Here is a 24798-nt window from a genome sequence, read left to right on the forward strand (position 1 = left end):
CATGAAATCTTGGATCACGCCGTTCCCGGTGGCCCTACCAGCCCAGCAAGATAATTTGCATTTATTTGATACTGTCACCCAGGAAAAACAACGGGTCACGGTAACAGACGACCACGCCACTATGTATGTGTGTGGTATTACCCCATATGATGCGACCCATCTGGGGCACGCTAACACCTACGTGGCGTTCGACTTGTTGTACCGTTACTGGCTTGCCGCCGGACACCGAGTTACCTACACCCAAAACGTTACCGACGTAGATGACCCGCTGTTTGAACGAGCGAATGAAATGGGCATTGATTATCGAGAACTCAGTGAAGACCAAACAAATCTCTTCCGCTCCGATATGCAGCACCTCAATGTGCTGTCACCATCCCATTATTTAAGCGTTTCAGAGACAGTCGACTGGGTTCGAACCATGGTTCGCGAAATGCTGGACGCCGGCGTCGCCTACACCGTTCCGGGTGACGCCAAGAACCCGGATGGAGATATCTACTTCTCAATTGAAGCGGCCGAAGACCACACAGATTGGCGACTTGGTTCCGTGGGGACGCACAGTCTAGAAGAAATGATCGAGTTCTTCCCCGAGCGTGGCGGCGATCCACAGCGCGCCGGTAAGCGCAACCCGCTGGATCCACTTGTTTGGTCAGCTCGTCGAGAAGGCGAACCGTACTGGCACGACGACGTCCTAGGCGATGGTCGTCCCGGCTGGCATGTCGAATGCTCAGCGATCGCGTATCATACGCTACCAGCGCCATTTACTGTGCAGGGTGGCGGCTCAGATCTACGCTTCCCACACCACGAATTTTCAGCAGCCCATACCACTGCAGTGACCCACCAGCCAATGGCCGAATACTTTGTGCATTCCGGCATGGTGGGGCTCGACGGGGTCAAAATGTCCAAGTCGCTGGGCAACCTCGAGCTCGTGTCAAATCTCGTATCGCGGGTAGAATCACCCATGGCAATCCGCGCCTTGCTGCTGTCGAATCACTATCGCAGCGACTGGTCTTATAGCCATGAAAAACTCGGCGAGGCTACCAAGCGCTTCCAAACGTGGCGCAGCGCCCTAGCATGTGAGCAAGCCGGTGACGCCGAGACCGTACTCAAGGACATCTTTGCGGCCCTCTCCGACGACCTCGACGCGCCTCGGGCTCTCGACGCCGTCGACCAGTGGGCTCAAGAAAGCATCGCGCGGGGAATCCCACGTGCCAGCGACCTACCGTCGATCACAATAGCCGTGGTTCTTGACGCCCTGCTGGGCATCAAGCTCTACTAATTCGTTTTTAGCGCGTTCCGCCACCTTGAGTGGCGGAACCGCCGTCATCTTCGTCACGGCGCTTGAGATAACGTTCAAATTCTCTGGCGATCTGCTCCCCGGAGGCCTCCGGTAGTTGTTCGGTGTCCCGAGCTTCTTCTAGCTGTTGGATATACGCTGCGACATCTGGATCCTCTGCTGCCAGCTCGTCAACTCCGCGCTCCCATGCTGCTGCCTCATCTGCTAGCGACTTGAGATTTAGCCGCAACCCCAGCAGCTCTTCGAGCTCTTTGGTAAGCGCGAGTTGGGCTTTGGGCGATGGTGATTGGGCCACGTAGTGGGGGACGGCTACCCACGTTGCAATCGTAGGCCAGCCCCGATTCGCGGCCTCATCACTTAGCACCCCAGTAATCCCGGTCGGTCCTTCGTAGGTTGGAGTGATAAACCCATCGAGGGTGTCACGCAGCGACGTTGAGGCGCTGGATTTACTGGGAGACAGCGGACGAGAGTGCGGCACGTCAGCTAATAATGCACCGGTGACGATGACCGCATCGATATCCCACCGTTCTGCAGCGTCTAAAATCTCTTTGACAAAGTGACGCCATCGCAGACTCGGCTCGGTACCCAGCACAAAGTACAGCTCAGGTTGATCAGGGTGTGTGAGTCCGGCAAGCGCATGGAACACTCGAGTTCGAGGCCAATCCAGCTGCCCAGTCCCATCCGCATTTCGTGTCACGACTGGCCGCGTGACCTGATAGTCGTAGTATTCATCCTGATTCAGCTCGGTCAATAGATCAGCATTGGTTTGCCGGGCGATCTCTTCGACCGTATCGCTCGCCGCGTCCCCGGCATCAGACCAGCCTTCAAAAGCTGCAACCATGATGCGCGCAGGGCGAGCAGTGCGACCGGCCAACGCGGGGGTGTGCTGTGTCAACCAGCCCAAAAAGCTCTGGTCGTTACCAGAAAATTCAGACATACAATCCATTCGATATGTTCACAAAAACTCTTGGTACCAGCTTAGCTAACAGAACTACCCGGTGATACAGCTACGCCATGGTGACTACGGTTCATTGTCACGCCGTCGGCGCAAAGCGTTTTCACTGCAACGACTTTGGCTTGCCCCGAGACAAAGTGTGGCAGAGTTTAACAAACACTGTTGTCAATGACTGCAAGAACGGACCATCGGGCATGCTTTCCAAAAAAGGCCTCAAGATCGCCGCGGTCGCAGGTGTGCCGATTTATGTTAGTTGGACCTGGTGGTTTTTCGCCGCGCTGATCGTGGTAATTTTTCGACCCACATTTGCTCAGGCGCTGCCAGATGCCAGCGTTGAATGGACCTGGGCGGTTGCGGTATGTTTTGCGCTGATTATGTTCGGCACGGTCCTGTTGCATGAACTTGCCCACGCGCTTGCGGCCCTATCTTTTCGATGGCAGGTCAATGAGATCACCCTGAATTTCTGGGGTGGAGTCACGGTATATGAACACTCGGCGCGAGGCAGGACGCAAACACCGCTTCGGTCGTTATTCGTGGCTATTGTTGGACCCGTTTCTAACTTGTTGATCGCCGGAGCTGCCTGGGCTGTGGTGCAGATTCTGGAGGATCCTTCGGACACGACCCAAGTACTGCTCAGCGTCACGGTGTGGACCAACCTCTTAATTGGGGTGTTCAACCTATTACCGGGTCTCCCGTTAGACGGTGGGCGGGTGGTCGAATCTGCGGTGTGGGCGAGAACCGGATCTCGTGCACGTGGCATGCGTGCTGCCGGCTGGTCTGGGCGGATTATCGTCGGGCTGTTGGTTTTGGGCGGCATCGTCGTGCCATGGGCCCAAACCGGTGACGTGTCAATTTTCGGGATGCTTATCGTCATCATGGTCGCCACCATGCTGTGGCAAGCCGCTTCCGCGACGATCCGGGCGGCCAGAATGCAGCTGCTGGCCGAGCAAATGCGCATCACGGATCTGATGACGCCCGTCCAGACCATCTTGGCCGATAGCAACATCTCCCAACTGGTGCCATTACTGACCGGAACTCGGCCCGGGTTTGAATACCAGCAGCTCCCGGTTGCGGTGCTGGACGTCGATCAGACGACCGGGCATGAGGTCCTGGTGGGTTTGATCGACTATGCTGCGCTAGGTACTGTGCCACGAGCTGCATGGGATCTCCCGGTGAGCACGGTGTCGCGTGCGGTAAATCCCCAGGCCCAAATTCAGGCGACAGCGACCGTAGAACACTTATTCACCACGATCATGGCACACCCCAACGATCTGATCGCGGTCGTCGACACCACGGACACACCTCATCGCATCGTCGGCATCATCAACCCAGAGACGCTTGCTGGCCGGCTCCATGTCTAATCAGTTTTTCGAAAGGACTGTTGAATGACCCCTACGGGTGACAACCACATACCGGTCGGTGCACGGACACGCCGCGGCCCGCTGCGAGCCGGTGAGCGTGTACAGCTGACCGACGAGCGTGGCAAGCTCAACACGATCACCCTGTTGGCGGGTGAAGAGTTCCACACCCAACACGGGGTGTTGCGCCATGACGATATCATTGGCGGCCCCGAGGGTGTGGTGATCGAAAATACCCACGGTTTTGAATATCAGGTGCTGCGCCCCCTGATCTCGGATTACGTGTTGTCGATGCCGCGCGGAGCCACGGTCATTTACCCCAAGGACACGGGCCAAATAATTCATCTGGCCGACATCTTCCCCGGCGCCCGCGTTCTGGAAGCTGGGGTCGGTTCTGGAGGATTGTCCATCGCCCTGCTGCGGGCGGTCGGGGATCACGGCAAAGTGTTTTCTTATGAACGTCGAGCCGATTTCGCCGAGATAGCCGAAGCCAACGTGACCACATTTTTTGGCCAACGCCATCCTGCATTCAGTATCACCCTGGGAGATGTGCAAGAAGAAGCATTGGTAGACCATGAGCCCGGCAGCATCGATCGAGTGGTCTTTGACATGCTGGCCCCGTGGGAGGCCGTCGATACGGTGGCAACCCTTTTAGCACCCGGGGGAGTGTGGCTCAACTACGTCGCCACGGCTACCCAATTGTCGCGCATTCATGAAGCCATCCGTGACGATGGCCGGTTTACTGCTGCTGAAGCCTCTGAGACCATGCTGCGCGGCTGGCACCTCGATGGGCTAGCAGTTCGGCCGCAGCACCGCATGGTTGGTCACACCGGATTTCTGATCATGGCGCGTCGTCTTGCGTTGGGTCAAGAGGGTTTGGAGCTGCGTCGACGGATCAAAACGTTCCAGCAAGAAGACATGGACATTTGGACTCCCGAGGATGAAACCCAATGGCGTGCAGAACAACATGGTCATCGCGAGCCGACCATCAAGCGTGCCAAAAAAGCGGTCCGGCAGTCCAAGGCACAAGCCCAACGAGCTGTCGAGTCTTTAGAAGGTGCCGTGGCGCAGGAAAATTCGCCATCAGACGATGAGCAGCCGGCATAACCTCACCGCCAAGCGGTGGAAGCCACGTAGACTAGGATCACATTCGAGCCCAACCTATTGGAGGTAGTGTTAGCTTGGCCGACAACACGCCGATCGAAGCTCCCCAGGAACCAGTCTCTGCCCAAGTGCACAACGACTTGCAACATAGATACGATTCGACGCGACGTCGACTGGCGACCTTGGTGGAAAATAATCGGCAACTACGTGCCGATCTTGACGCCGCTGCCCGAAATAATCGGCGCATGGTTGATATTTTGAACCTCACGCGCGAAGAGATCACCTCGCTCAAAGATTCCATTGCCGACAACGCTCAACCACCGTTCAGCTTTGGCACTGTACTTGAGGTACATGCGGGCAGGGAACACGATCCTGAGGTTGAACTGCCAGCGGTTGCCCGCCCAAGTGCTGACATTTTGTATTCGGGTCGTAAAATGCGAACGCATATTTCCCCGTTACTCACTCCGACCTCGGTGACCCCCGGCAGTGAAGTGCTCTTGGATGAGGGGCTATCCATAGTGGCGGTGCTGGGTACCAGCCCCACCGGCGAAACAGGCCGCGTCAAAGAAGTCCTTGAAGATCATCGATTGGTCATCGTTGGTCGCAGCGACGATGAACACGTGGTCAAACGTGCCGGAGAGCTCAAAGACCAGCGAATCCGCATCGGTGATGCCGTGTTGGTAGATTACCGTTCCGGCTACGCCACCCAGGTACTGGATATTTCCGATGTGCAGGATGTCATGCTGGAAGAAGTCCCGGATGCGACGTTCGATGACATCGGTGGGCTTGGCAAACAGATTGAACAGATCCGTGATTCAGTCGAATTGCCGTTTCTGTATCCTGAGCTCTACCAAGAACACCATCTGCAACCACCCAAGGGCATTTTATTATACGGCCCGCCCGGCACGGGGAAAACCCTGATCGCCAAGGCCGTCGCGCAGTCACTTGCAGAACGTGCCGACGGGGTGGATCACTCCTACTTTTTGAATATCAAGGGCCCTGAGCTGCTGAATAAGTACGTGGGGGAGACTGAACGGCATATTCGTACGATCTTCTCGCGTGCTCGTGAGAAGGCCTCGGACGGGTACCCGGTTGTCATCTTCTTCGATGAGATGGAATCCTTATTCCGCACTCGCGGCAGTGGCACCTCCTCGGATGTCGAGACCACCATCGTGCCGCAGCTGCTGGCCGAAATTGACGGCGTTGAAGCCCTACAAAATGTGATTGTGATCGGTGCATCAAACCGGGAAGACATGATCGACCCGGCTATCCTGCGCCCCGGACGACTGGATGTCAAAATCCGTGTCGATCGACCAGATGCTCACGGCGCACGGGAAATCTTCCGGATATACTTACGCACCGATGTGCCAATTCATCCTGAAGAAATCGTGTCGCACGGTCAGGTGGTTACCGCCATCGACCACATGATCGAAGAATCCGTCGAGGCTCTCTACGCCCGCAACTCGACTAATGAGTTTGTCGAGGTGACCTACCTGGACGGCTCCACCGAGATCTTATACTTTGCCGATTTCGTCTCCGGGGCGACCATCGCCAATATTGTCGACCGTGCCAAGCGCCTAGCCATCAAGGACTATCTCAGTGCCGCACAGACCGACCACCACGCCTCCAAGGGCATCCGAACCGGGCACCTGGTCCAGGCCATTCGAGAAGAAAAAGCGCAACAGCTAGACCTTCCGGACACTTCGGCCCCACAGCAATGGTTGCGACTCGCCGGACATCGCGGTGCTCAGGCCGCATCACTGCGAGTACTGCAGAGCGGACAGGATCGATAACTCACGTGTCGTTGATTCCTGAAGCTCTTGCTGCCAAATTCCCAGCCGATCGACCCACCGTAGGCTACGGAGTCCACCGGGTGGTGGGTCTAGAAACCGAATTCGGCATCCACGCCCCGGCACACCCCGAAGCGTCCCATTCGGTCATGTCGTTAGAACTCATCAATGCCTATGGCCACAAATTGGCTCAACAGGGCACCAACGTGGCCTCCACAGAGTGGGACTATAACGAAGAATCCCCGCTATCTGACGCTCGCGGTTGGCAGATGCCACGCTCAATTGCCCATCCAACCCAGCTGACCGACCAGACACTGGTCACCGCAGATGGTCAAGACGTCCACATGCTGGTCAACCTCATCCTGCCCAATGGTGCACGCTTCTATGTCGATCACGCCCACCCGGAATACTCGGCACCAGAAACCACCAACCCGCTTGACGCCGTTATCTGGGATCAAGCAGGAGACAGGATCGCCCAACAGGCCGCCGAGCACATTGCCAGCCAAGACGGTGCGGCCCAGATTCTGCTGTATAAAAACAACACCGACTCGAAGTCCGTGTCCTACGGGGCCCACGAGAACTATTTGGTGGCCCGAGACTTAGACTTCACCGAACTGGCCGAACATCTTTTAGGGTTTTTCACAACCCGACAAATCATCACCGGGGCCGGGCGGGTCGGCATCGGGAACCTCAACCAGCGCCCCGGTTTTCAAATCTCTCAGCGCGCCGACTTTTTTGAAGAAGAAATTGGATTAGAAACCACGATCCGACGTCCTATCGTCAACACCAGAGACGAACCGCACGCCCAACCTGAGACTTACCGACGTCTGCACGTGATCATCGGAGATGCCAACCTGTCGCAGTACTCCACGTGGCTGCGCATCGGCATGACCTCTTTAGTGTTATCGATGATTGAACTGGGTGAACTGCCGATGGTCGAACTTGCCGAACCGGTCCAAGCTCTCCAAGACATTTCGCATGATCCCACCCTACAAACCTCGGTGCTGGTCAACGGCCGAGGCTGGATGACCCCCATCGACATTCAACGTATCTATCAACAAGCCGCTCAGGCGTATCTGGACCGCTACGACATCGACGATGCACAATCGCAAGACGTGGTAACCGCCTGGGCTGACGTCTTAGACTTACTGGAACATGATCCGGCACAATTGGCCGACCGTCTGGACTGGGTGGCCAAGTATCAGCTGCTCAACGGCATGCGCACACGCCACAACCTGCAATGGGGCGACGCGAAACTAGCCATGCTCGATCTGCAATGGGCCGACTTGCGTCAAGATAAGGGACTCTACTACACGCTCGTAGCCCGCGGCGCCATGCGCACGTTGGTCACCGACGCCCAAATCAACCACGCCATGCATATGCCCCCGTCCACCACCAGGGCCTGGACACGCGGCCGACTCATCGATCGTTTTGGTGCCCACCTGGCCGGAGTATCCTGGGAGTCGGTACTGGTCAGACCGTTTCGCTCCGGACCGCTCCACCGCTACCACCTGCTAGAGCCACTGGCTGGGGCCCAGCAGGAGGACAACGCGCTCTTAGCTCCCGAGCAACCCCAGCTCACGCTGGACGACACGCCGGACAACCGCGAAGAAATAGCCGCGCTGTTAGAGCTGTTAAAACCATATAGAGTAACCGGGCGCCACTAGTCCGGAAGTTATAAGGAGTTGAACATGGCACAAGACCAACGCCGCCAAGCATCGCAGCAACGAGACGACGATCCGCACATTCCCGATCCGCTGCCCGAAGGCACCCCGGCACCGGGATCGGCCGCAGCCCAGACTTCCGACCTGGACTCATTGCTTGATGAGATCGACGACGTCTTGGAAGTCAACGCTGAAGAATTCGTTCAAGGATTCGTCCAAAAGGGCGGCCAGTAACCGCCTACCCCGCACCCACCGTGAAGAAAGCACCCTATACCAACCATGATTTCGCCTAACGAGCCGCTCGGGATGGAAGCCTCATTCGTGGCCCACCTGCAACAGCAACATCCCGAGCTGATGCCCCGTCACGTTGAGTCGCGCCCCGATCTGATGGAAGCCACCACGATCACCGCACTGAAATTTTCCGACGGCGTGGTCATGGTCGGAGATCGTCGCGCCACGATCGGCAACCGCATCGCCTCATCGCACATGGAAAAAGTCTTCGCCGCCGATTCGCACTCCCTGGTCGGCGTCGCCGGAGTGGCCGGGATTGCGATCGATATGGCACGACTGTTCGCGGTGGAATTAGAACACTACGAAAAACTCGAAGGCACCCAGCTGAGCCTGTTAGGCAAAGCCAACCGGCTGGCCGCCCTGGTCCGCGGGCATCTGGGCCACGCCATGCAAGGCATCTCGGCGGTCCCACTTTTTGCCGGCGTCACGCCGGGAACGCGCGACGCCAAAATCTTCTCCTACGACATCACCGGTGGTCGCTTTGAAGAACGCAACTGGCAATCCATCGGGTCCGGTTCACCCTATGCCTTGACCACCCTGAAGCGCCTGTGGTCACCCGAAGCCACGAGCCATGAAGCGATCGAAGCCAGCCTGCAAGCTCTGATCGATGCCGCCGACGCGGATGCCGGAACCGCCGGCCCTGATCCGGTAAGAGAGCTCTACCCGGTCGTGTATGTTGTTACCGGTGACGGCGTCAACAAGATCGCTGAGTCCGTGATTGCGGACCTTGTGATCGGGCTGGAGGGGAAACACTAGTGCAACCACCCATGTATGTTTCACCCCAACAACAGATGGAAGACCGGGCGGACTTCGCCCGGGCCGGGATCCGGCGCGGCCAACCGGTGGTATTTGCTTCAACCACTCAAGGCATTGTCTCGCTGACCCACAATGCCTCGCAATCATTATTCAAACTCTCCGAGATCTATGACCGGATTTCCTGGGGTGCAGTCGGGCGCTACAACGAGTTTGAAGCACTGCGTCAGGCCGGCATCCGCTATACCGACACGCGGGGATATGCGTATGAACGCTCGGATGTCACGGCTCGAGGCCTGGCCAACATGTATGCCCGTACTCTGGGCGAACTGTTTATATCCGGTACCAAACCCTTTGAGGTCGAAATCGCAGTAGCCGAAGTCGCAGCAGCACCCGAAGACGATCGGCTCTACCAGATCACGTTTGACGGCACCCTATTAGAACACCACGGGCTCTTGGTCCTGGGCGGCAACGCCCAAGACCTACACCACCAGCTCCAAGAGGCTCTGCCGCCGACGGCGCGCGAGCTCGATGCGACCGTTTCGATCATTCGAGAGCAGTTAGGCACGACCGGTTCGCACGTGGAATTAGCGATCTTGGATCGTGACCCGCAAGCCCTGCGCGGCTCACATCGTGCTTTTCGTCGCCTCGATCCGCAAACATTTTAGGAGCCCGGGTGGAAACCAGAATCATTGGGGTGGAAACAGAATACGGCGTCCACACCGTTCATCCGACCAAACGACCACTGGCCCCTGATGAGGTGGCGCGGTACATGTTCAAACCGGTCGTGGCCTGGGGCAACTCGTCAAATGTGTTCATTCCCAACGGGTCGCGGTTATACCTGGATGTGGGGTCGCACCCGGAATACGCTACCGCCGAGACGACTCGACTCGAAGAGCTGTTGGCTTCTGATGCTGCAGGCGATTCGATCATGCACATGCTCGTCACGCAAGCCCAGCAGGCCATGGCGCAAGATGGTTTCGATGGGGATATCTACCTGTACCGCAACAATGCGGATTCGCTGGGCAACTCCTACGGCAGTCACGAAAACTACATGATCGAGCGCACCACCCAGTACCGCCGACTCACCCAAGCTTTACTGCCATTCCTCGTCACCCGGCAACTCATAGCCGGTAATGGCGTGGTCATCAAAGATCCGGCCGCGCTGCCGCTGGCTGATCAGTTCCCTAGCCGTGCTGAACCGCATTTCGCCTTTTCGCAGCGCGCCGATTACATGCACGAAGCGATTTCGTCGTCGTCAACGCGCGCCCGCCCGATGATCAACACCCGCGATGAACCGCATTCGGATTCCACAAAATACCGCAGACTACACGTCATCGTGGGCGACTCCAATATGTCCGAGACCACCCAGCTGTTGCGGTTTGGTGCCACGGATCTGTTGCTGCGCCTGATTGAATCCGGCAAACCTTTACCGAACCTCCAGTTGGCGCACCCGGTGCGCGCCATCCGGCAGACCTCACATGATCTCACGGGCAATACTCCGTTAGACTTAGCCGACGGTCGTACGATGACGGCACTAGAAATCCAAGAATTTTATTTGGCACAAGCCCAAGACTTTTTAGCGCGCCAAGGACCACACCACGACTACCTCGATCAGATCATGGACTTGTGGTCCCGAACCTTACAAGCCATCGCTCGTCAGGATTTCTCGTCAATCGACACCGAGATCGACTGGGCCATCAAACATAAATTCATGACTGCGTATGCGACGAAAAACAACCTCGACTGGGACGCCGCACGGTTGGTGCAATTAGATATGTCGTATCACGACATTCACCCGCAACGTGGACTATTCAATCTCCTGGAGGCCAGGGGAGCGGCGGCCAGGGTCCTGACGGATGCCCAGGTCCAGGCGGCGCATGATAACCCGCCGGCTACTACTCGGGCATTGCTGCGGCATCGTTTCATCGAAACTGCTCGAGCCATGGGAATGGAATATTCGATGGACTGGATGCATATGAAACTGAACTATTATCCGATGCACACGCTGTACGTTCGGAACCCCTTTGAAACCGATATTTCCGTCGTCGATGAGCTGTTTGCTAAAGTCGCCTCAGCTAGCGACTAGATTTTTGGTTGACCGCACTACAATAACTACGGTCCCGCACCCAACGACAAGGAAATACATGTCAGCTCAACACCGCCGGAATCGGCTCGCGACGATTGCAGGCACTGCGCTCACTGCCGCACTGGCGCTCACTGCCTGTGGCTCCGATAACGACACCGATGCAGAAGCGAAGAACCAGCCAGCAGCCAAACCGGACGTTGAGATCAGCTACAACATTTCTGCTGAAACTGAAGAAGTGAACATCGACGGCGAACTCACCGGCGACGAGCCGGTCGCTTGGGTTATCGCCGAAGGCGACGGTGACCCGATCGAAGAAGACGACCTGTTGGAAGTTCATAGCGCCAACATTGACATTGAAAAAGAAGAAATCCTGGGCCATGATTTCGACCTCGGTGGAATGACGCTCACCATGGCAGATCTCCAGTCTGGCAACCCCCAAACTTACGAAGCGTTCTTAGGGGCACCTGTTGGCTCAGACGTGGCACTGTATCAACCTGCAAATGGTCTCTACGATGGCGCACCTGCCATACTCAATATTGCCTCGCTCACCGAGGTCCTGCCAACGCACGCCACAGGAGAACCGGTTGCTGAGTCCCAGCTCAATGACGCCCTGCCAAAGGTGACCCTAGATGAGGAAACGCAAGCACCCAGTATCGCTACCCCCGAAGGGGACGCGCCCGAAGAATTAGTAGTGGATGTGCTCAAACAAGGTGATGGACGCGAAGTCCAACCTGATTCCAAAGTGACCATTCAATACCGTGGCGTCTCCTGGTCTAACGGCGAAGAATTCGATTCCTCCTGGGGTCCCGACAACACCGGTGCACCAATAGCCTTTGATCTGCAAAGCCTCATCGACGGCTGGCAAGAAGGCTTAGCCGGCCAGAAAGTTGATTCTCAGGTGTTGCTGTCAGTTCCGCCAGAACTTGGCTACGGTGGCCAAGACCACGAACTCGCCGAGGAAACCCTCGTATTTGTGATCGACGTCCTACACTCCGCCGACCCCATGCCAGCCGAATAAGCTCACACATTACAAAACCCATTCCACAAGGAGACCCCATGTCATTTGGCAAACGTGAACTCGACCGTCCCCGCCCGGAAATTGATTTCCCAGGCGAAACCCCACCAACCGACCTGGTCATTGAAGACATCATCGAAGGCACCGGCAAGGCCGTAACCCCAGGCACCCCAATTGCCTGTCACTATGTCGGTGTGGCTTGGTCCACCGGCGCCGAATTCGATGCCTCCTGGAATCGCGGCCAACCATTGGACTTCACCGCAGGTGTTGGTCAAGTCATCGAAGGCTGGGATCAAGGCCTCCTCGGTATGAAAGTGGGCGGCCGCCGTCGTCTGGAGATTCCACCGCACCTGGCCTACGGTGAAGCCGGTGCCGGAAACGATATTGGCCCAAATGAAACTCTGATCTTTGTCGTTGACCTGGTGGAGGTCCGCTAACGGTGTCCCGCTCTGCGGAACGTATTGTTTCGCTGCTCTGGCTTCTCTTAGAGGCCGGAGCAATCGGGCGCACCAAATCGGAGATCTTCAGTTACCTCTATGACCACCTTGAAACCTCCGAAGCCGCCAAACAGCGCCAGTTTTCGCGCGACAAAGAAGCGCTGACCTCCATCGGGGTTCCCGTGGAGTGGCGTCAGCAGCCTCGGTCTGAGGATGTGTACCTGATTGATCGGGATCGGCTCTATCTGCCCGATCTGGCGCTGACTGATGATGAGATCGTGGCCCTGCACCAGGCACGGGCATTGTGGTTACGGACCCCAATTGAAGACGTCATTCATGCCGCACTGGCGCGTATGACCGCCCAACAACCCACCACACCGCCGGTCGTCGGGGCCCAACTGGCCACCGGTCAGAGCCTACTGACAGATCTGGTAGCCGCGGCCCGTGAACAGGCGCCCGTGAAATTCCAATATCGCACCGTGGGACGAGAAGAAATCAGCATGCGACGGGTGCGACCTTGGGCGGTTTTGATGGCGCATCAACACTGGTACATGACCGGCTGGGATCTCGACCGGCGCGGCGAACGGTTATTCAAGCTGTCCCGGATCGAATCAAAAACCACCACGCCGTTACCCGCCGAAGTCCTGGGAGACCAGGATCAGACCTCCCTCCGCCCCTTCGATTTTGATGTCGAGACCATTCGCCAACGGCTCCATATTGACCAACCACCCGGTGAGGCCTACGTGTGGTTGACCAGCGATACCGCCTCCAGCCTACGGATCCGTGCCGAACGGATCGAGCAGCGCGCCGGCTGGGAGCTGCTGCACATCACTTACCGGGATCCGCTCAAAACCGCCGCGAGCATCGCAGCGCTGACCAACAACGCCCAGGTCGATCATGAACGCAGTCCCGAATTGGCGGAATTGGTATCTGACATCCTGGCGATGGTCCGCGATGCGCATCACGGTGAGTCACCGCTGACCGTGCCCAAACTCACCAAGGTTGCCCGGCCGCGTAAACGAACGGGGGACCGAGAAGTCATTGCTCGGCGATTAGGAATCGTTGCGGTGGTGAACCAACACGGCGGCTCCTTGCCGCGCGCAACCGTATGTCAACGTTTTGGCATTAATGACGCCACACTGACCCAAGACCTCACGGCGATGCAGTTTTGGGGTATGCCCGAAACAGACTTTGCTGGCGGGCAGTTCGAACTAGACCCGCATGCTGACCCCATCGAAATCAATAATGCCGAGCTGTTAGCCCAACCATGGCAACTGTCGGCACCCGAAGCGCTCGGACTGATATCGGGACTCAGCGCGGTCACGACCATCCCCGGGATTTCTGTCACTCAACAAGCTGCAGCGCGCTCCTTGGAACGGAAATTGCGCGACGCCGTCGATGCGGTTGCCCCGCATGTTGGTGCCCGCGATCCTATTGTGCACCCGGACTTAAGTCTGGGTGATGATGACGAAGTAGCCGAGGTACTTCATCAGGCGGCCCGAGGACATCTGGTAGTCAAGATCAGCTACTACTCCGAATCTTCCGGTGCCATCAGCACCCGCGCCATCGAGCCGTTACAACTGCTGTATTCGGGCGGTCACGCCTATGTTCGGGCTTGGTGCCGAAGCACCGCTGATCTGCGCACGTTCCGTCTCGATCGCATTGGTTCGGCCACCTTGACCGCCGACACCTTTGTTCCCGTCCGAGAGCAACTGGAGAGCCTTGGAATTGCCCCGGCCGTAGACGAAGATGCCATGACCGTCGTGGTCCATGCAGCGCATCAGCGACGTGATGTGATCGGCGCCTACCATCCGATGGCTACCGCCGTGGCCCACGACGGATCGGTTTTTGCTCAACTTGCCTTCCGCTCAATGACGCCCCTCATTGAGCTGTTAACGAATCACCCCGGACAGATTACGGTGGTCCAACCCGGAGACATCCGCCAAACCGTGTGGAACATGACCGACCAGGCCACATGTATCTCACCCGGAACAACTCGCTAACTGTTCTAGCGGCTGTAGAATAGAGCCAACTGTACAGAAAGGTAGACCATGCAGATCTTTAGGAACCCAGTTATTCTTCTGGTGTTAATCCTGTTAGCGTTCTTGCTCTTTGGCGCGAATAAGCTCCCAAAGATGGCCCGCAACCTTGGTCAATCGATGCGCATCTTGAAGTCTGAAGTCAAGGAAATGAAAACCGACGGAAAAGACGACAAGCAACCCAAATCGTCCACCACAGACGACGTTGAAGCCGTCGAAGGCACGGTGATTTCTAATGGCGAAACCGATGCCAAGGAAAGCTCCAAAGGCCAGCCGTCGAACTAACCCATCGTCCTGTCCATGACCTCCACTGACAAAAGTCAGGCCACGTCGAATAACAAGCGTCGCAAAAAGCCACCCAAAACACCTGACGGCCAGATGTCGCTGCGCGAGCATCTTCGCGAGCTCCGGAATCGTCTTTTTAAAGCGGCCATTGCCATTGTGTTGGGTACCATCGTCGGTTTTATTGTCTACCAACCGGCGTTTACCATCCTGACGGAACCCATCACCAGGCTGTCGACCGATGAGGCCCCGGTTGAAGTGATCTTCTCCTCGGTAGCCCAACCATTCGACATCATGCTGCAGGTCGCCTTATTCATCGGGCTGATCCTGTCGTCCCCCATCTGGCTCTATCAGATCTGGGCCTTTATCGTGCCCGGTTTGAAAAAACAGGAACGTCGCTACGCAGTGGGTTTCATCGCTGCCGCCGTGCCACTATTCGTCGGAGGTATCGCCCTCGGCTGGTTCGCGCTACCGCAGGCCTTAGCCTTCTTCACGTCCTTGACCCCGGATGGTACCGCCCACCGCGTACTAGCCACCGTGTATATCCCATTCGTCACCCGACTGTTGCTGGCTTTTGGGATTGCCCTGGTGATCCCAGTGGTGCTGGTCGGACTCAATATGGCCGGGATCCTCGAGGGCAAAACAATGCTGAAACACTGGCGGATCTCAGTTTTTCTGATCGCCGTCATCGCAGCGATGGGCGCACCCGGATCCGATATCATGACGATGTTTTATCTCGGTGCACCGCTAACGCTGCTTTTCGGCTTGGCCCTTGGCGTCGCGTTACTAAATGACCGACGACGTGCCAAACGCGAAGCCACTGAGGGGACGCCCGCAGAAGCGGAGATTCAGCGCGGGGCACAGCCTCTGTCTGAATTCCGCGACGAAGACTAAAATTAGGCTTCATGTGCCCCGATTCATCTGATCAGCAGCAAGACCTCCCTCCATCGGAGCGCTATGCAGCTTCACGGAAGCGAGCAGAATTCTCAAAGACTGAACTCGGGAAGTTTTCGGCAAGACTGCGATTTCCCATGGATCCTTTTCAGCTGGAAGCCGCCGAACAACTCGAAGAGGGTCATGCTGTGCTCGTGGCAGCTCCTACGGGCGCGGGCAAGACCGTGGTGGCAGAATTTGCGATCCATCTTGCGCTATCGCAAGGTAAAAAGGCATTCTATACCACGCCCATCAAGGCGCTGAGCAACCAGAAATACACCGATCTGGTCGCAACCTACGGGCAAGAAAAAGTCGGCTTACTTACCGGTGACACTTCCCGAAACCCCGAAGCACAGATCGTGGTCATGACGACCGAAGTGTTACGCAACATGCTGTACGCAGATTCAACTGCCCTAGAAAATCTGGGGTATGTGATCATGGATGAAGTGCACTACCTGGCAGATCGCTTCCGCGGGGCGGTATGGGAGGAAGTCATCATCCACCTGCCAGAATCGGTCCAAGTCGTCGCGTTATCGGCCACCGTGTCGAATGCCGAAGAATTTGGTGCTTGGTTGGATACGGTGCGTGGCTCGACCTCCGTTATCGTCTCAGAACACCGGCCGGTACCGCTGTGGCAGCACGTACTAGTTGGCAAAGAACTTTATGATCTGTTCTCGATGACCGGCGACAAAATCCCAACCACCCAGGTCAATCCCGAACTGGTGCAACTCGCCGAACGGGCCCGGCGCGACATTCAACCCAATGACTGGGGCCGTCCCGGTAGCCGTGGTCGCAACAGACAGCGAACCCGTAATGGGCGACGCCAGGGGGACCGGCGACAGTCTGATCGCCGTGGCTCATTTGAATCCTCCCGGCCACCTCGCAAAGACCTGCGCGTGTCGCGACCCCAAATGGTACGCGCCTTGTCACGTGAAGGCTTGCTGCCCTGCATCACATTTATTTTTTCAAGAAACGGGTGTGCCGCCGCAGTCGAACAATGCCTCAACGCCGGTTTGGACTTGACGACCGGCAGCGAAAAGAACCAGATTCTAGAAACCGTAGATCGGGCGGCCTCCGTCCTAGCAGAGCAGGACCGCGACGCATTAGATTTCTGGGGTTTTCGCGATGGCCTACGCCGAGGCTTTGCTGCCCACCATGCCGGCTTATTACCGTTATTCAAAGAGATCGTCGAAGAACTCTTTGCCGAAGGACTCATCAAGGTCGTGTTTGCGACCGAAACACTCGCCCTGGGTATCAACATGCCTGCCCGAACCGTGGTTATTGAAAAACTCGTGAAATTCGACGGCGAATCGCACAAGGACATCACCCCGGGCGAATACACCCAATTGACCGGACGCGCCGGACGACGCGGAATCGACGTCGAGGGGCACGCCGTGGTCCTATGGCAACCCGGACTTGACCCAGGCGCCGTCGCGGGTCTGGCCGCCAGACGGACCTACCCGCTCAATTCATCATTTAAACCAACCTACAATATGTCGGTCAACCTTTTAGCCCGGTTCGGTCGCGAGAGGGCACGTAACATTCTGGAGTCCTCTTTTGCACAGTTCCAGGCTGACCGTTCCGTCGTCGGCCTGGCCCAGGAAGTACAACGGCAGGAGCGTTCCCTTGCCGGCTACGAAGAGTCCATGCAATGCCACCTCGGGGATTTTACCGAATACGCACGGTTACGCCATGAACTATCGAAAGCTGAAAAAGCGGCTTCAAGATCCCGCAATCGCGTCCAGCGACGAGCCATCATGGAGTCACTAAACAACCTCGCGGTGGGGGACATCATTGATATTCAAGGCGGCCGTCATCTCGGCACCTCCGTAGTAGTGTCTGCCGCAGGCAATCCAACAAACCCCAGAGTAGGGGTTGTGACAGGCAAAGGGCAGCTGCGCCGGATCTCAACTGACGAACTTGATGAGCCCATCGTGCCTTTTGCCGGGGTGGAATTGCCACGCAAGCTGATGACGAAGTCGCCGAAGCATCGCAAAAATATTGCGGGGTGGATGTATGGTGCGATCGGGCACCAGCGTCCGCCAATCTCTGGAGGCAAGCAACCCGTGGGCTTCCGGTATAAAGATGAGCACGACTTGGCTCGGGTCGAAGAGCTTCGTGCCGAATTGCACGCACATCCTTGCCACGGCTGTCCGGAGCGTGAGAATCACCAGACCTGGGCGAATCGGTGGCAAAAACTGCGAGCCGAAACCGATAAAAACATCGCGAAAATTCAAGGTCGAACAAACACGATCGCCCGCACCTTTGATCGCATTATCAATCTGCTGACGGATTTCGGTTATGTCGAACACGATGAGGTGACAGAACCCGGCCAGAGTCTCCGCCGCATCTATGGAGACCGCGACCTCTTGGTCTCCATGTTGCTGCAATCCGGTCTGATGGACTCGATGGCGCCAGAAGACCTCGCTGGTTTAGCCGCCCTGCTGGTCTTTGAGTCCTCGATGGAGGACCAAATCTTTCAACCGGCCATGCCAACTGAGGCACTTCAAGAGGCTCTCGATATCGTCGATGAGCACTGGTATAACCTCCAAGCAGCCGAACGACACGCCGATCTGTCAGTCACCGATCAACCACATCCCGGGCTTGTGTGGCCGATCGTACGGTGGGTGCGGGGTCATGAACTCTTAGCGTCATTAACCGGTACAGACATGGCTGCTGGCGACTTTATTCGATGGGCTCGTCAGGTCATGGATTTACTCGATCAATTGGCCAGTCTCGATGATGCCCACCCTGACCTTGCTCGACGTTGTCGTCGCGCCAAAGACCTTGTCAATCGAGGTATCGTCGCTTACTCATCTGCTATTCGTTTACCCGATGAATCCCACGACGATTACAACGCTATAGAAGAACTGGATCTAGATCAGTGACACCCTCCTTGCTGCTCACCAACGGCTATATTCATTCGGTTGCGGAACCTTACGCCAACGCCCTCCACCTCGATAACGGTGTCATCGCATGGTTGGGCTCCGACGAGACAGCCCAACAAATGGTTGCGGCGACCGTGTCCGGCCCGGTAGAAACCTATGATTTGGCCGGAATGCTGGTGACACCCGCGTTTGTTGATGGTTTCGCTACGACGCAGCTCAGTGACCTTGATCCTCGCGCGAGGGTGAGCGCGAACACCCCGATCGACGGGGGAGTGTACTACGCGCCGCTATCTGAACCGGTGGCAGATGCTGCTGGGCTTTTTATTTCAGCACAAGAACTTGAGTCGCTCGAAGCGATCCTGGCACAACTCAAACCACCGACCCAGCTGTTCATCGAGTCAAGGGACCCAGAAGAGCTGTCACAAATCCTGGCAGGTCTATCCCATCAACCCAATGCAACGCTGATGCGCTGTCGTCACCGGGTGTTACTCAACCATGCTGTCACTGATGAGCAAATAGCAAAGCTCGTCAAACTCCACGTGTCCGTGACCGTTGTACCAGACATTCTTGATAACACACCGACGTTCCATGCACCGATAGCTTCGCTGATTGCTGGGGGAGTGCATGTCGCCACTGGCTCTGGAGCCTGGGACGGCTCAATATGGGAATTATTGACCGCGCTGATCGAGCATCCGGACGAGGCCCAACGCATCTCCACGCGTGCTGCCTTTAACACCGTGTCTCGTGATGCAAATCGTGTCCTCCCAAGTCGTGTCGCACAGGCACAAATGGGTGCAGGACAAGCAGCTGTGGGTTCTCCAGCTGACGTGAACATTTGGCGTGCTGATCAGCTCGGTGTGCAAGCACCCGATGAAAAAGCAGCGCACTGGTCAACCGATAAGCGTGCCGGAACCGCGCTGTTGCCCATATTATCGTCGGCCACAGCACCGCCCTCACTCAACGGTGTGATCCGAGGCGGCCGATTATTATCGTTTGCCCAGGAACGCTGACTATAATTGGAGGTTGACCCCGGCCCGACAGCTGGCGAACTAAGGATAAACAAAGGACAACTAGTGCGCGTATTGACCATTATCCCCACCTACAATGAGGCCGAATCGCTTCCCAGTACACTCGAGCGGCTCAGAACCGCTGTTCCCGAATCAGACGTGCTGATAGTGGATGATAATTCACCGGATGGTACCGGCGTGTGGGCAGATGCTCAAGCAGCTAAAGATGACCAAGTGTTTGTGTTGCACCGTCAAGTCAAAGACGGGCTCGGGGGAGCGTATATCGCTGGCTTCCGCTGGGGTTTGCAGCATGACTACGATGTCCTCGTGGAGATGGATGCAGACGGTTCTCACCATCCAGAACAGCTTCCACGTCTTCTTGATGCCATTGATGAAGCTGACCTAGTCATCGGGTCACGGCGCGTTCCTGGTGGAAAAATGGTGAACTGGCCATGGTATCGCAAGCTGCTGTCCATTGGAGGCTCGTTGTACCCGCAGCTGCTGCTGGGCCTACGACTCACGGATGTCACCGCCGGTTTCCGCGCCTATCGTGCGACGACACTTGCTGAAATGGACTTAGACGCCGTGGAGTCCAAAGGTTATGGCTTCCAAATTGATATGACCTTCCGAACCGCCATGTTAGGTAAGCGGATTATTGAAGTACCAGTCACCTTTACCGAACGTGAATTCGGCGAATCAAAGATGTCCGGCAACATCATTACCGAGGCACTCGTCAATGTAACGAAGTGGGGCTTGGCAGCCCGAGTAGAAAAGCTAAAATCACGCTTCTCATGAGAATGGCTACGCAGACAACAACGGCCCGGCAACAATGAGTTGCCGGACCGTTGTTGTAGCTGTGAACTCTAACTAGGCGTCTACGTCTTCACCACGTCGTGCACGAAGCTTCTTGAGCTGCATTTCGAGCGTCTCATCGAGCTCTTCAATACTGCGACGTTCAAGAAGCATATCCCAGTGGGTACGCTGAGGCTTTACGTCTTCAAGTTGTGGAGCTTTACCGTCAACACGCAGGGCTTCTTTACCGGACTTAGTAGTCCACGTGTCAGGCACATCGGCTTCCGCAGCAAAGGTGACAACAATCGACTCGCCATCTTCTGAGCGATACTCGATTTGTTGCCGTGGCGCAGGTTCAACACCTGCTTCAGTTTCCATGGACTGGGCACCGAGGCGCATACCGCGCAATGAACGATCAGACATTCAGAGATTCCTCCAACAAAAAATTCTGCAGACAAGACAGTCTAACGAAAAACGTCTCGAAACGTGTAACGCGATTCCGGCTACTTTTGTTCCCCTTCATCATAACGGGGCGGACGTTGCGGGAAGGTTTCCTCTTCGATCTCCGGTTCAGCTAGTGCTTCTTCTAAGGAAGTATCCTCCAGCTTTGGGGCTTTTGGGGCGCGGTCTGCGATTTCAGCAGCCGTGGTGGCACGCTTGGTTCGACGACGAGGTGTCGGCGGGGGAGTAGGATCTGGGGACCCCTCGTCCGATTCTGAGGAATCCGGTTGTAGACCCTGAATAGAGCTGAAGCGGTTGAGTGCATCCGTCACCTCGGATGGGATGATCCAAAGCTTCGAGGATTGAGAATCGGCGATCTGGGGGAGCACCTGCAGGTACTGGTAGGCCAGCAAGTCAGCATTTGGACGACCTTCGTGGATTGCATCAAAGACCGTAACGATTGCCTCGGCCTCTGCGTTTGCCCGCAAGATAGCAGCTTGCGCATCGCCTTCAGCTTCCAAAATGGCTGACTGACGTTGGCCTTCTGCGGTGAGAATCTCGGACTGTTTCTGACCTTCGGCAGTTAGAATCGCTGCACGACGGTCGCGCTCTGCGCGCATCTGCTTTTCCATGGAGTCTTGGATAGAACGTGGCGGGTCGATAGCTTTGAGTTCAACCCGAGACACTCGCAGACCCCATTTGGAAGTAGCTTCATCCAGTACGCCCCGAAGTTGCGTGTTAATGGCATCACGCGATGTCAGCGCCTCTTCCAGGTTCATGCCACCGACAACGTTGCGAAGCGTGGTCGTCGTAAGGTTTTCCACTGCGGCAATATAGTTTGCGATGCCATAGGTCGCGGCGGTGGGATCGGTGATTTGGAAAAAGACGACCGTGTCGATGGATACAACCAAGTTGTCTTCGGTAATCACCGGCTGGGGTGGGAAGGAAACGACTTGCTCACGCATGTCTATCAGTGGAAGCATTTCGTCCACGAATGGCACCATCATGGTCAAGCCTGCCATTTGCGTGCGTTGATACTTACCGAGTCGTTGAATGATACCGCAGTGCCCCTGGGGGACGATGCGGAATGATTTCGCCAAAATGGCCACTACAAAAATGGCCAGAACGACGAAAAGTATGATGAGAAAAATATCCACAGCTTTTCCTGAATGTTCGTTGATTTTGCATTACTAAACTGACACTACCGAGCCATCGAGGTAAAAATACATGCAGGGTCAAGCCTGCGGGGTGTCGGGAGATTCGGTAACCCATACAATGGCGCCTTCGATCTGCTGAATGACAACCGGAGTTGCCGTAGGGATGGGGGCGGCACCGAATGTACGTGCGGACCAAATTTCATTACCAATCCGAACCAGACCCGTACTCGAGGTTACCTCTTCTGTGACTTCCCCCATGCGTCCCACATACCGATTCACGCTCCAGGGGGAGGGGCCGGTGTCATTCCGTCTGCGTTTCGTGTCGAAACTTCGCAACCAGATGAGCGAAGCAAGCGAGATGACTGCGAAAATGATGAACTGAACATACAGCGGTGCACCGAAGACATCAGCAACAGTCGCCGTCAGCGCCCCAGCCGCGATCAATAAGAATGTTAGTTCTCCCGTCATCACCTGCACGCTGACCAGCAACAGCATCATAATCAGCCAAAATGACCAAAAGTTGTCTAGGATCCACTCAACCATGATGGCCTTCCATAAGTGCGTTCATGGTTTTAGAATACTTGCTTTCGTCTTACACGGTCGCTAAAACCGTCGTGGGCATTCGGTAATTGTCGCATTGACCTCGCAGGTAGGGCGAGAAGTTTCAAAGCTAAGGCGTGAGTTTCGATTAGCTGAGTTTTTGGTAACCACCGCGTAGACTATCTGCCATGGCCACTATTTATACAGCTGAGCTGACTCCGTCCAAAAAAGAATTTGTAACCGCGTGGTTAGATAAACAATTCTGGGGCGGTACGGGCGAGCCTGAACTCATCGGGACCTATCGCTTTGACGACACCAGTGGGGAAGTCGGATTTGAAGGTTTCGTGGTAAAACGTGAAGACAGGATCTTGCACTTGCCGATAACATACCGTGCAGCCCCACTGGATGGCGCTGACGATTACCTGATCACAAAGATGCAGCATTCCGTGTTAGGCGAACGGTGGGCTTATGACGCCATGGCAGACCCCGTAGGTATTCACATGCTCAACCAAGCACTTGCCGGCGAAATCCAGCAAGCGGAATATCATTTCTATAATGAAGATGGCCAGTACCTGGGCTCCGAAGATTCCGACATCAGTATCTACATTCGTGGCGAATTACCAGACGAATGGGGCACGGTTTCCGTACACCATGTTCTGGATCCACTCGATGAAGATGGCGGTGAGCTTCGACGCCTCGTGGGGCGTTGGGAAGATGCTTCAGCGACACTATTTGAACTCACCCCACCGTCAAAACCACAGGCGGAATCTGACTCAGTGATCTCCGAATAACGGTTAGAAAACGAACCAACCTAAAACGCCGATAATCTACATTATGTAAAGTTGAGTGTTTTTGGCCGGCCGGGACTCCGACTGCATTCATTACTACTCCCCTCGGCCTCCGTTCGCACGTCAGCACCACGAGCATGTGACCGCCAATGTCCGGCGATTGTGCTTCCATCACCAATGACCTTCGCGACGTATTACGCGCAGCACCTGCGCGTGGCGCCTCGGAGCAGGCGCATAAGTAGAGAATGTCGGATTCCCGACGGTGAGTGCAGGTAAGCCTGTGGGAATTCTCAACAGGATCACCTGCCCTTCCGCTATGTGAATTCATCACGAATTGCACCACCGACGGCCCTAGAACGAGCACAAGTCATCTAAGTTGTTGCCGAAGCCAAGCTCCCCTTGAGCTGGCAACCCAAACACCGACTGCAATGGGTTAACCGATCAGGAGCTGATTGAGTTGTACGGCTAACCAGTAAGCCATCTTGCGTGATTCATACCAATATCCGGCCTGTAACCGTGCAGAAACGGCTTGTTGGGAAACACCTAGGGCTTTAGCTGTTTGTGTCTGAGAGTTACCGGCATTAATCATCAGGCCCGCCTCTTGCCCCTCATCAGAGCGACGGCGCTCGATAGAACATAATAATTGTAGGGTCGATTCAATAGGTCCAAGGTCAAGCGCAGTTGTGGAATCAACGAGTCTGTCTGCTTGTGCTTTTACTACTCGGACTCCCCCGGGTGCACGCAAGGCTTGAGGGCCAGTATTAACCGCCTGACACAAAATGTCGCGACACCATTCATTGACCTGCTCTGTTGACCGCTCCCCTGCATCTTGCGGAATGATTGTCAAATGTACTGCCCACATTCCCGAGCGAGCGGCCGATAATATAAATCCAACAGTCTCGTCGGCCGACGCAAGATGCCCCTGCACCTGTCGAATACCTGTCGCCTCAAACCTTGACCCCGCTCCCCCAACGGCGTCAGAACCCCAGTTGAGCGACTCTACGAGTTGCCCCACAAATGCGGGCGCCTGTGAGTCAGGAATATTTTTGGCCAAGGTCAATGTCAAACACAGCATAGAGACAACCCTATTTGCTTGTGGCCTTGATGCGCCGCAAGTGGCGAGTGGTGTGCATTACAAGGGGGGCGACAAGGGGCGTATACACACTGAATTAGACTGACGT

General features: G+C 56.1%; 23 protein-coding genes. 18 read left to right on the forward strand and 5 right to left on the reverse strand.

The window, feature by feature from the left end:
* The first annotated feature begins 1 nt into the window (after position 1).
* Positions 2-1276, forward strand: coding sequence for a cysteine--1-D-myo-inosityl 2-amino-2-deoxy-alpha-D-glucopyranoside ligase (gene mshC / locus FB556_RS06555; RefSeq protein WP_141865971.1), 1275 nt, complete (start codon positions 2-4; stop codon positions 1274-1276).
* 7 nt (positions 1277-1283) lie between these two features.
* Here the strand turns inward: mshC and FB556_RS06560 are convergent, their stop codons facing one another.
* On the reverse strand, positions 1284-2231 hold the full coding sequence (locus FB556_RS06560; RefSeq protein WP_141865974.1) for a PAC2 family protein: 948 nt from the start codon (positions 2229-2231) through the stop codon (positions 1284-1286).
* Between the two features lie 212 nt (positions 2232-2443).
* Here FB556_RS06560 and FB556_RS06565 point away from each other — a divergent pair, with 212 nt between their 5' ends.
* The 16 genes from FB556_RS06565 (at position 2444) to FB556_RS06640 (ending at position 20694) form a co-directional block, all read left to right on the forward strand.
* A complete protein-coding gene (locus tag FB556_RS06565; RefSeq protein ID WP_170200394.1) occupies positions 2444-3610 on the forward strand; it encodes a site-2 protease family protein in 1167 nt (388 codons plus the stop codon).
* Positions 3611-3634: 24 nt separating this feature from the next.
* Positions 3635-4714, forward strand: a complete 1080-nt coding sequence (locus FB556_RS06570; protein ID WP_141865978.1) for a tRNA (adenine-N1)-methyltransferase — start codon at positions 3635-3637, stop codon at positions 4712-4714.
* Positions 4715-4788: 74 nt separating this feature from the next.
* A complete protein-coding gene (gene arc, locus FB556_RS06575) occupies positions 4789-6504 on the forward strand; it encodes a proteasome ATPase (RefSeq protein WP_246057247.1) in 1716 nt (571 codons plus the stop codon).
* 5 nt (positions 6505-6509) lie between these two features.
* A complete protein-coding gene (dop, locus tag FB556_RS06580; RefSeq protein WP_246057248.1) occupies positions 6510-8168 on the forward strand; it encodes a depupylase/deamidase Dop in 1659 nt (552 codons plus the stop codon).
* A 24-nt stretch (positions 8169-8192) separates the two neighbouring features.
* The gene (locus FB556_RS06585; RefSeq protein WP_141865980.1) at positions 8193-8399 is read left to right on the forward strand and encodes a ubiquitin-like protein Pup; all 207 of its coding nucleotides are present in this window, start codon (positions 8193-8195) and stop codon (positions 8397-8399) included.
* A 45-nt stretch (positions 8400-8444) separates the two neighbouring features.
* Entirely contained in the window at positions 8445-9212 is a 768-nt protein-coding gene (gene prcB / locus FB556_RS06590) for a proteasome subunit beta (RefSeq protein ID WP_141865982.1), read from the forward strand.
* Positions 9212-9877, forward strand: a complete 666-nt coding sequence (prcA, locus tag FB556_RS06595) for a proteasome subunit alpha (protein ID WP_246057249.1) — start codon at positions 9212-9214, stop codon at positions 9875-9877. The genes prcB and prcA overlap by 1 nt, the downstream gene beginning before the upstream one ends.
* The gene (gene pafA / locus FB556_RS06600) at positions 9871-11298 is read left to right on the forward strand and encodes a Pup--protein ligase (RefSeq protein ID WP_425461610.1); all 1428 of its coding nucleotides are present in this window, start codon (positions 9871-9873) and stop codon (positions 11296-11298) included. Before prcA ends, pafA begins: the two co-directional genes overlap by 7 nt.
* A gap of 58 nt (positions 11299-11356) precedes the next feature.
* Positions 11357-12316, forward strand: a complete 960-nt coding sequence (locus FB556_RS06605; protein ID WP_170200395.1) for an FKBP-type peptidyl-prolyl cis-trans isomerase — start codon at positions 11357-11359, stop codon at positions 12314-12316.
* A 38-nt stretch (positions 12317-12354) separates the two neighbouring features.
* Positions 12355-12750: an FKBP-type peptidyl-prolyl cis-trans isomerase gene (locus FB556_RS06610; protein WP_141865988.1), complete on the forward strand. Its 396-nt coding sequence runs from the start codon at positions 12355-12357 to the stop codon at positions 12748-12750.
* Positions 12751-12752: 2 nt separating this feature from the next.
* Positions 12753-14753: a helix-turn-helix transcriptional regulator gene (locus tag FB556_RS06615; RefSeq protein ID WP_141865990.1), complete on the forward strand. Its 2001-nt coding sequence runs from the start codon at positions 12753-12755 to the stop codon at positions 14751-14753.
* 48 nt (positions 14754-14801) lie between these two features.
* Positions 14802-15074 (forward strand): twin-arginine translocase TatA/TatE family subunit, encoded by a 273-nt coding sequence (locus tag FB556_RS06620; RefSeq protein WP_141865992.1) that lies wholly within the window; start codon positions 14802-14804, stop codon positions 15072-15074.
* Positions 15075-15167: 93 nt separating this feature from the next.
* Positions 15168-15965 (forward strand): twin-arginine translocase subunit TatC, encoded by a 798-nt coding sequence (tatC, locus tag FB556_RS06625; protein WP_141866548.1) that lies wholly within the window; start codon positions 15168-15170, stop codon positions 15963-15965.
* Positions 15966-15976: 11 nt separating this feature from the next.
* On the forward strand, positions 15977-18892 hold the full coding sequence (locus tag FB556_RS06630) for a DEAD/DEAH box helicase (protein ID WP_141865994.1): 2916 nt from the start codon (positions 15977-15979) through the stop codon (positions 18890-18892).
* Entirely contained in the window at positions 18889-19902 is a 1014-nt protein-coding gene (locus FB556_RS06635) for an amidohydrolase family protein (protein WP_141865996.1), read from the forward strand. The genes FB556_RS06630 and FB556_RS06635 overlap by 4 nt, the downstream gene beginning before the upstream one ends.
* Before the next feature lie 63 nt (positions 19903-19965).
* The gene (locus tag FB556_RS06640; protein WP_141865998.1) at positions 19966-20694 is read left to right on the forward strand and encodes a polyprenol monophosphomannose synthase; all 729 of its coding nucleotides are present in this window, start codon (positions 19966-19968) and stop codon (positions 20692-20694) included.
* Between the two features lie 72 nt (positions 20695-20766).
* Here FB556_RS06640 and FB556_RS06645 read toward each other — a convergent pair whose 3' ends face one another.
* The 3 genes from FB556_RS06645 to FB556_RS06655 all read right to left on the reverse strand — a co-directional run bounded on the left by FB556_RS06645 (position 20767) and on the right by FB556_RS06655 (position 22832).
* Positions 20767-21114, reverse strand: a complete 348-nt coding sequence (locus FB556_RS06645; RefSeq protein WP_141866000.1) for an RNA polymerase-binding protein RbpA — start codon at positions 21112-21114, stop codon at positions 20767-20769.
* 80 nt (positions 21115-21194) lie between these two features.
* Positions 21195-22313 (reverse strand): SPFH domain-containing protein, encoded by a 1119-nt coding sequence (locus tag FB556_RS06650; protein ID WP_141866002.1) that lies wholly within the window; start codon positions 22311-22313, stop codon positions 21195-21197.
* Between the two features lie 54 nt (positions 22314-22367).
* A complete protein-coding gene (locus FB556_RS06655) occupies positions 22368-22832 on the reverse strand; it encodes an NfeD family protein (RefSeq protein ID WP_141866004.1) in 465 nt (154 codons plus the stop codon).
* Between the two features lie 185 nt (positions 22833-23017).
* Between FB556_RS06655 and FB556_RS06660 the strand changes: the two genes are divergently transcribed.
* Positions 23018-23620: a maltokinase N-terminal cap-like domain-containing protein gene (locus FB556_RS06660; RefSeq protein ID WP_141866006.1), complete on the forward strand. Its 603-nt coding sequence runs from the start codon at positions 23018-23020 to the stop codon at positions 23618-23620.
* Positions 23621-24050: 430 nt separating this feature from the next.
* On the opposite strand, the gene FB556_RS06665 is transcribed toward FB556_RS06660, so the two are convergent.
* Positions 24051-24692 (reverse strand): hypothetical protein, encoded by a 642-nt coding sequence (locus tag FB556_RS06665; protein ID WP_141866008.1) that lies wholly within the window; start codon positions 24690-24692, stop codon positions 24051-24053.
* Positions 24693-24798: the final 106 nt, after the last annotated feature.

This window comes from Enteractinococcus coprophilus (assembly GCF_006716305.1).
Classification (GTDB): Bacteria; Actinomycetota; Actinomycetes; order Actinomycetales; family Micrococcaceae; genus Yaniella; species Yaniella coprophila.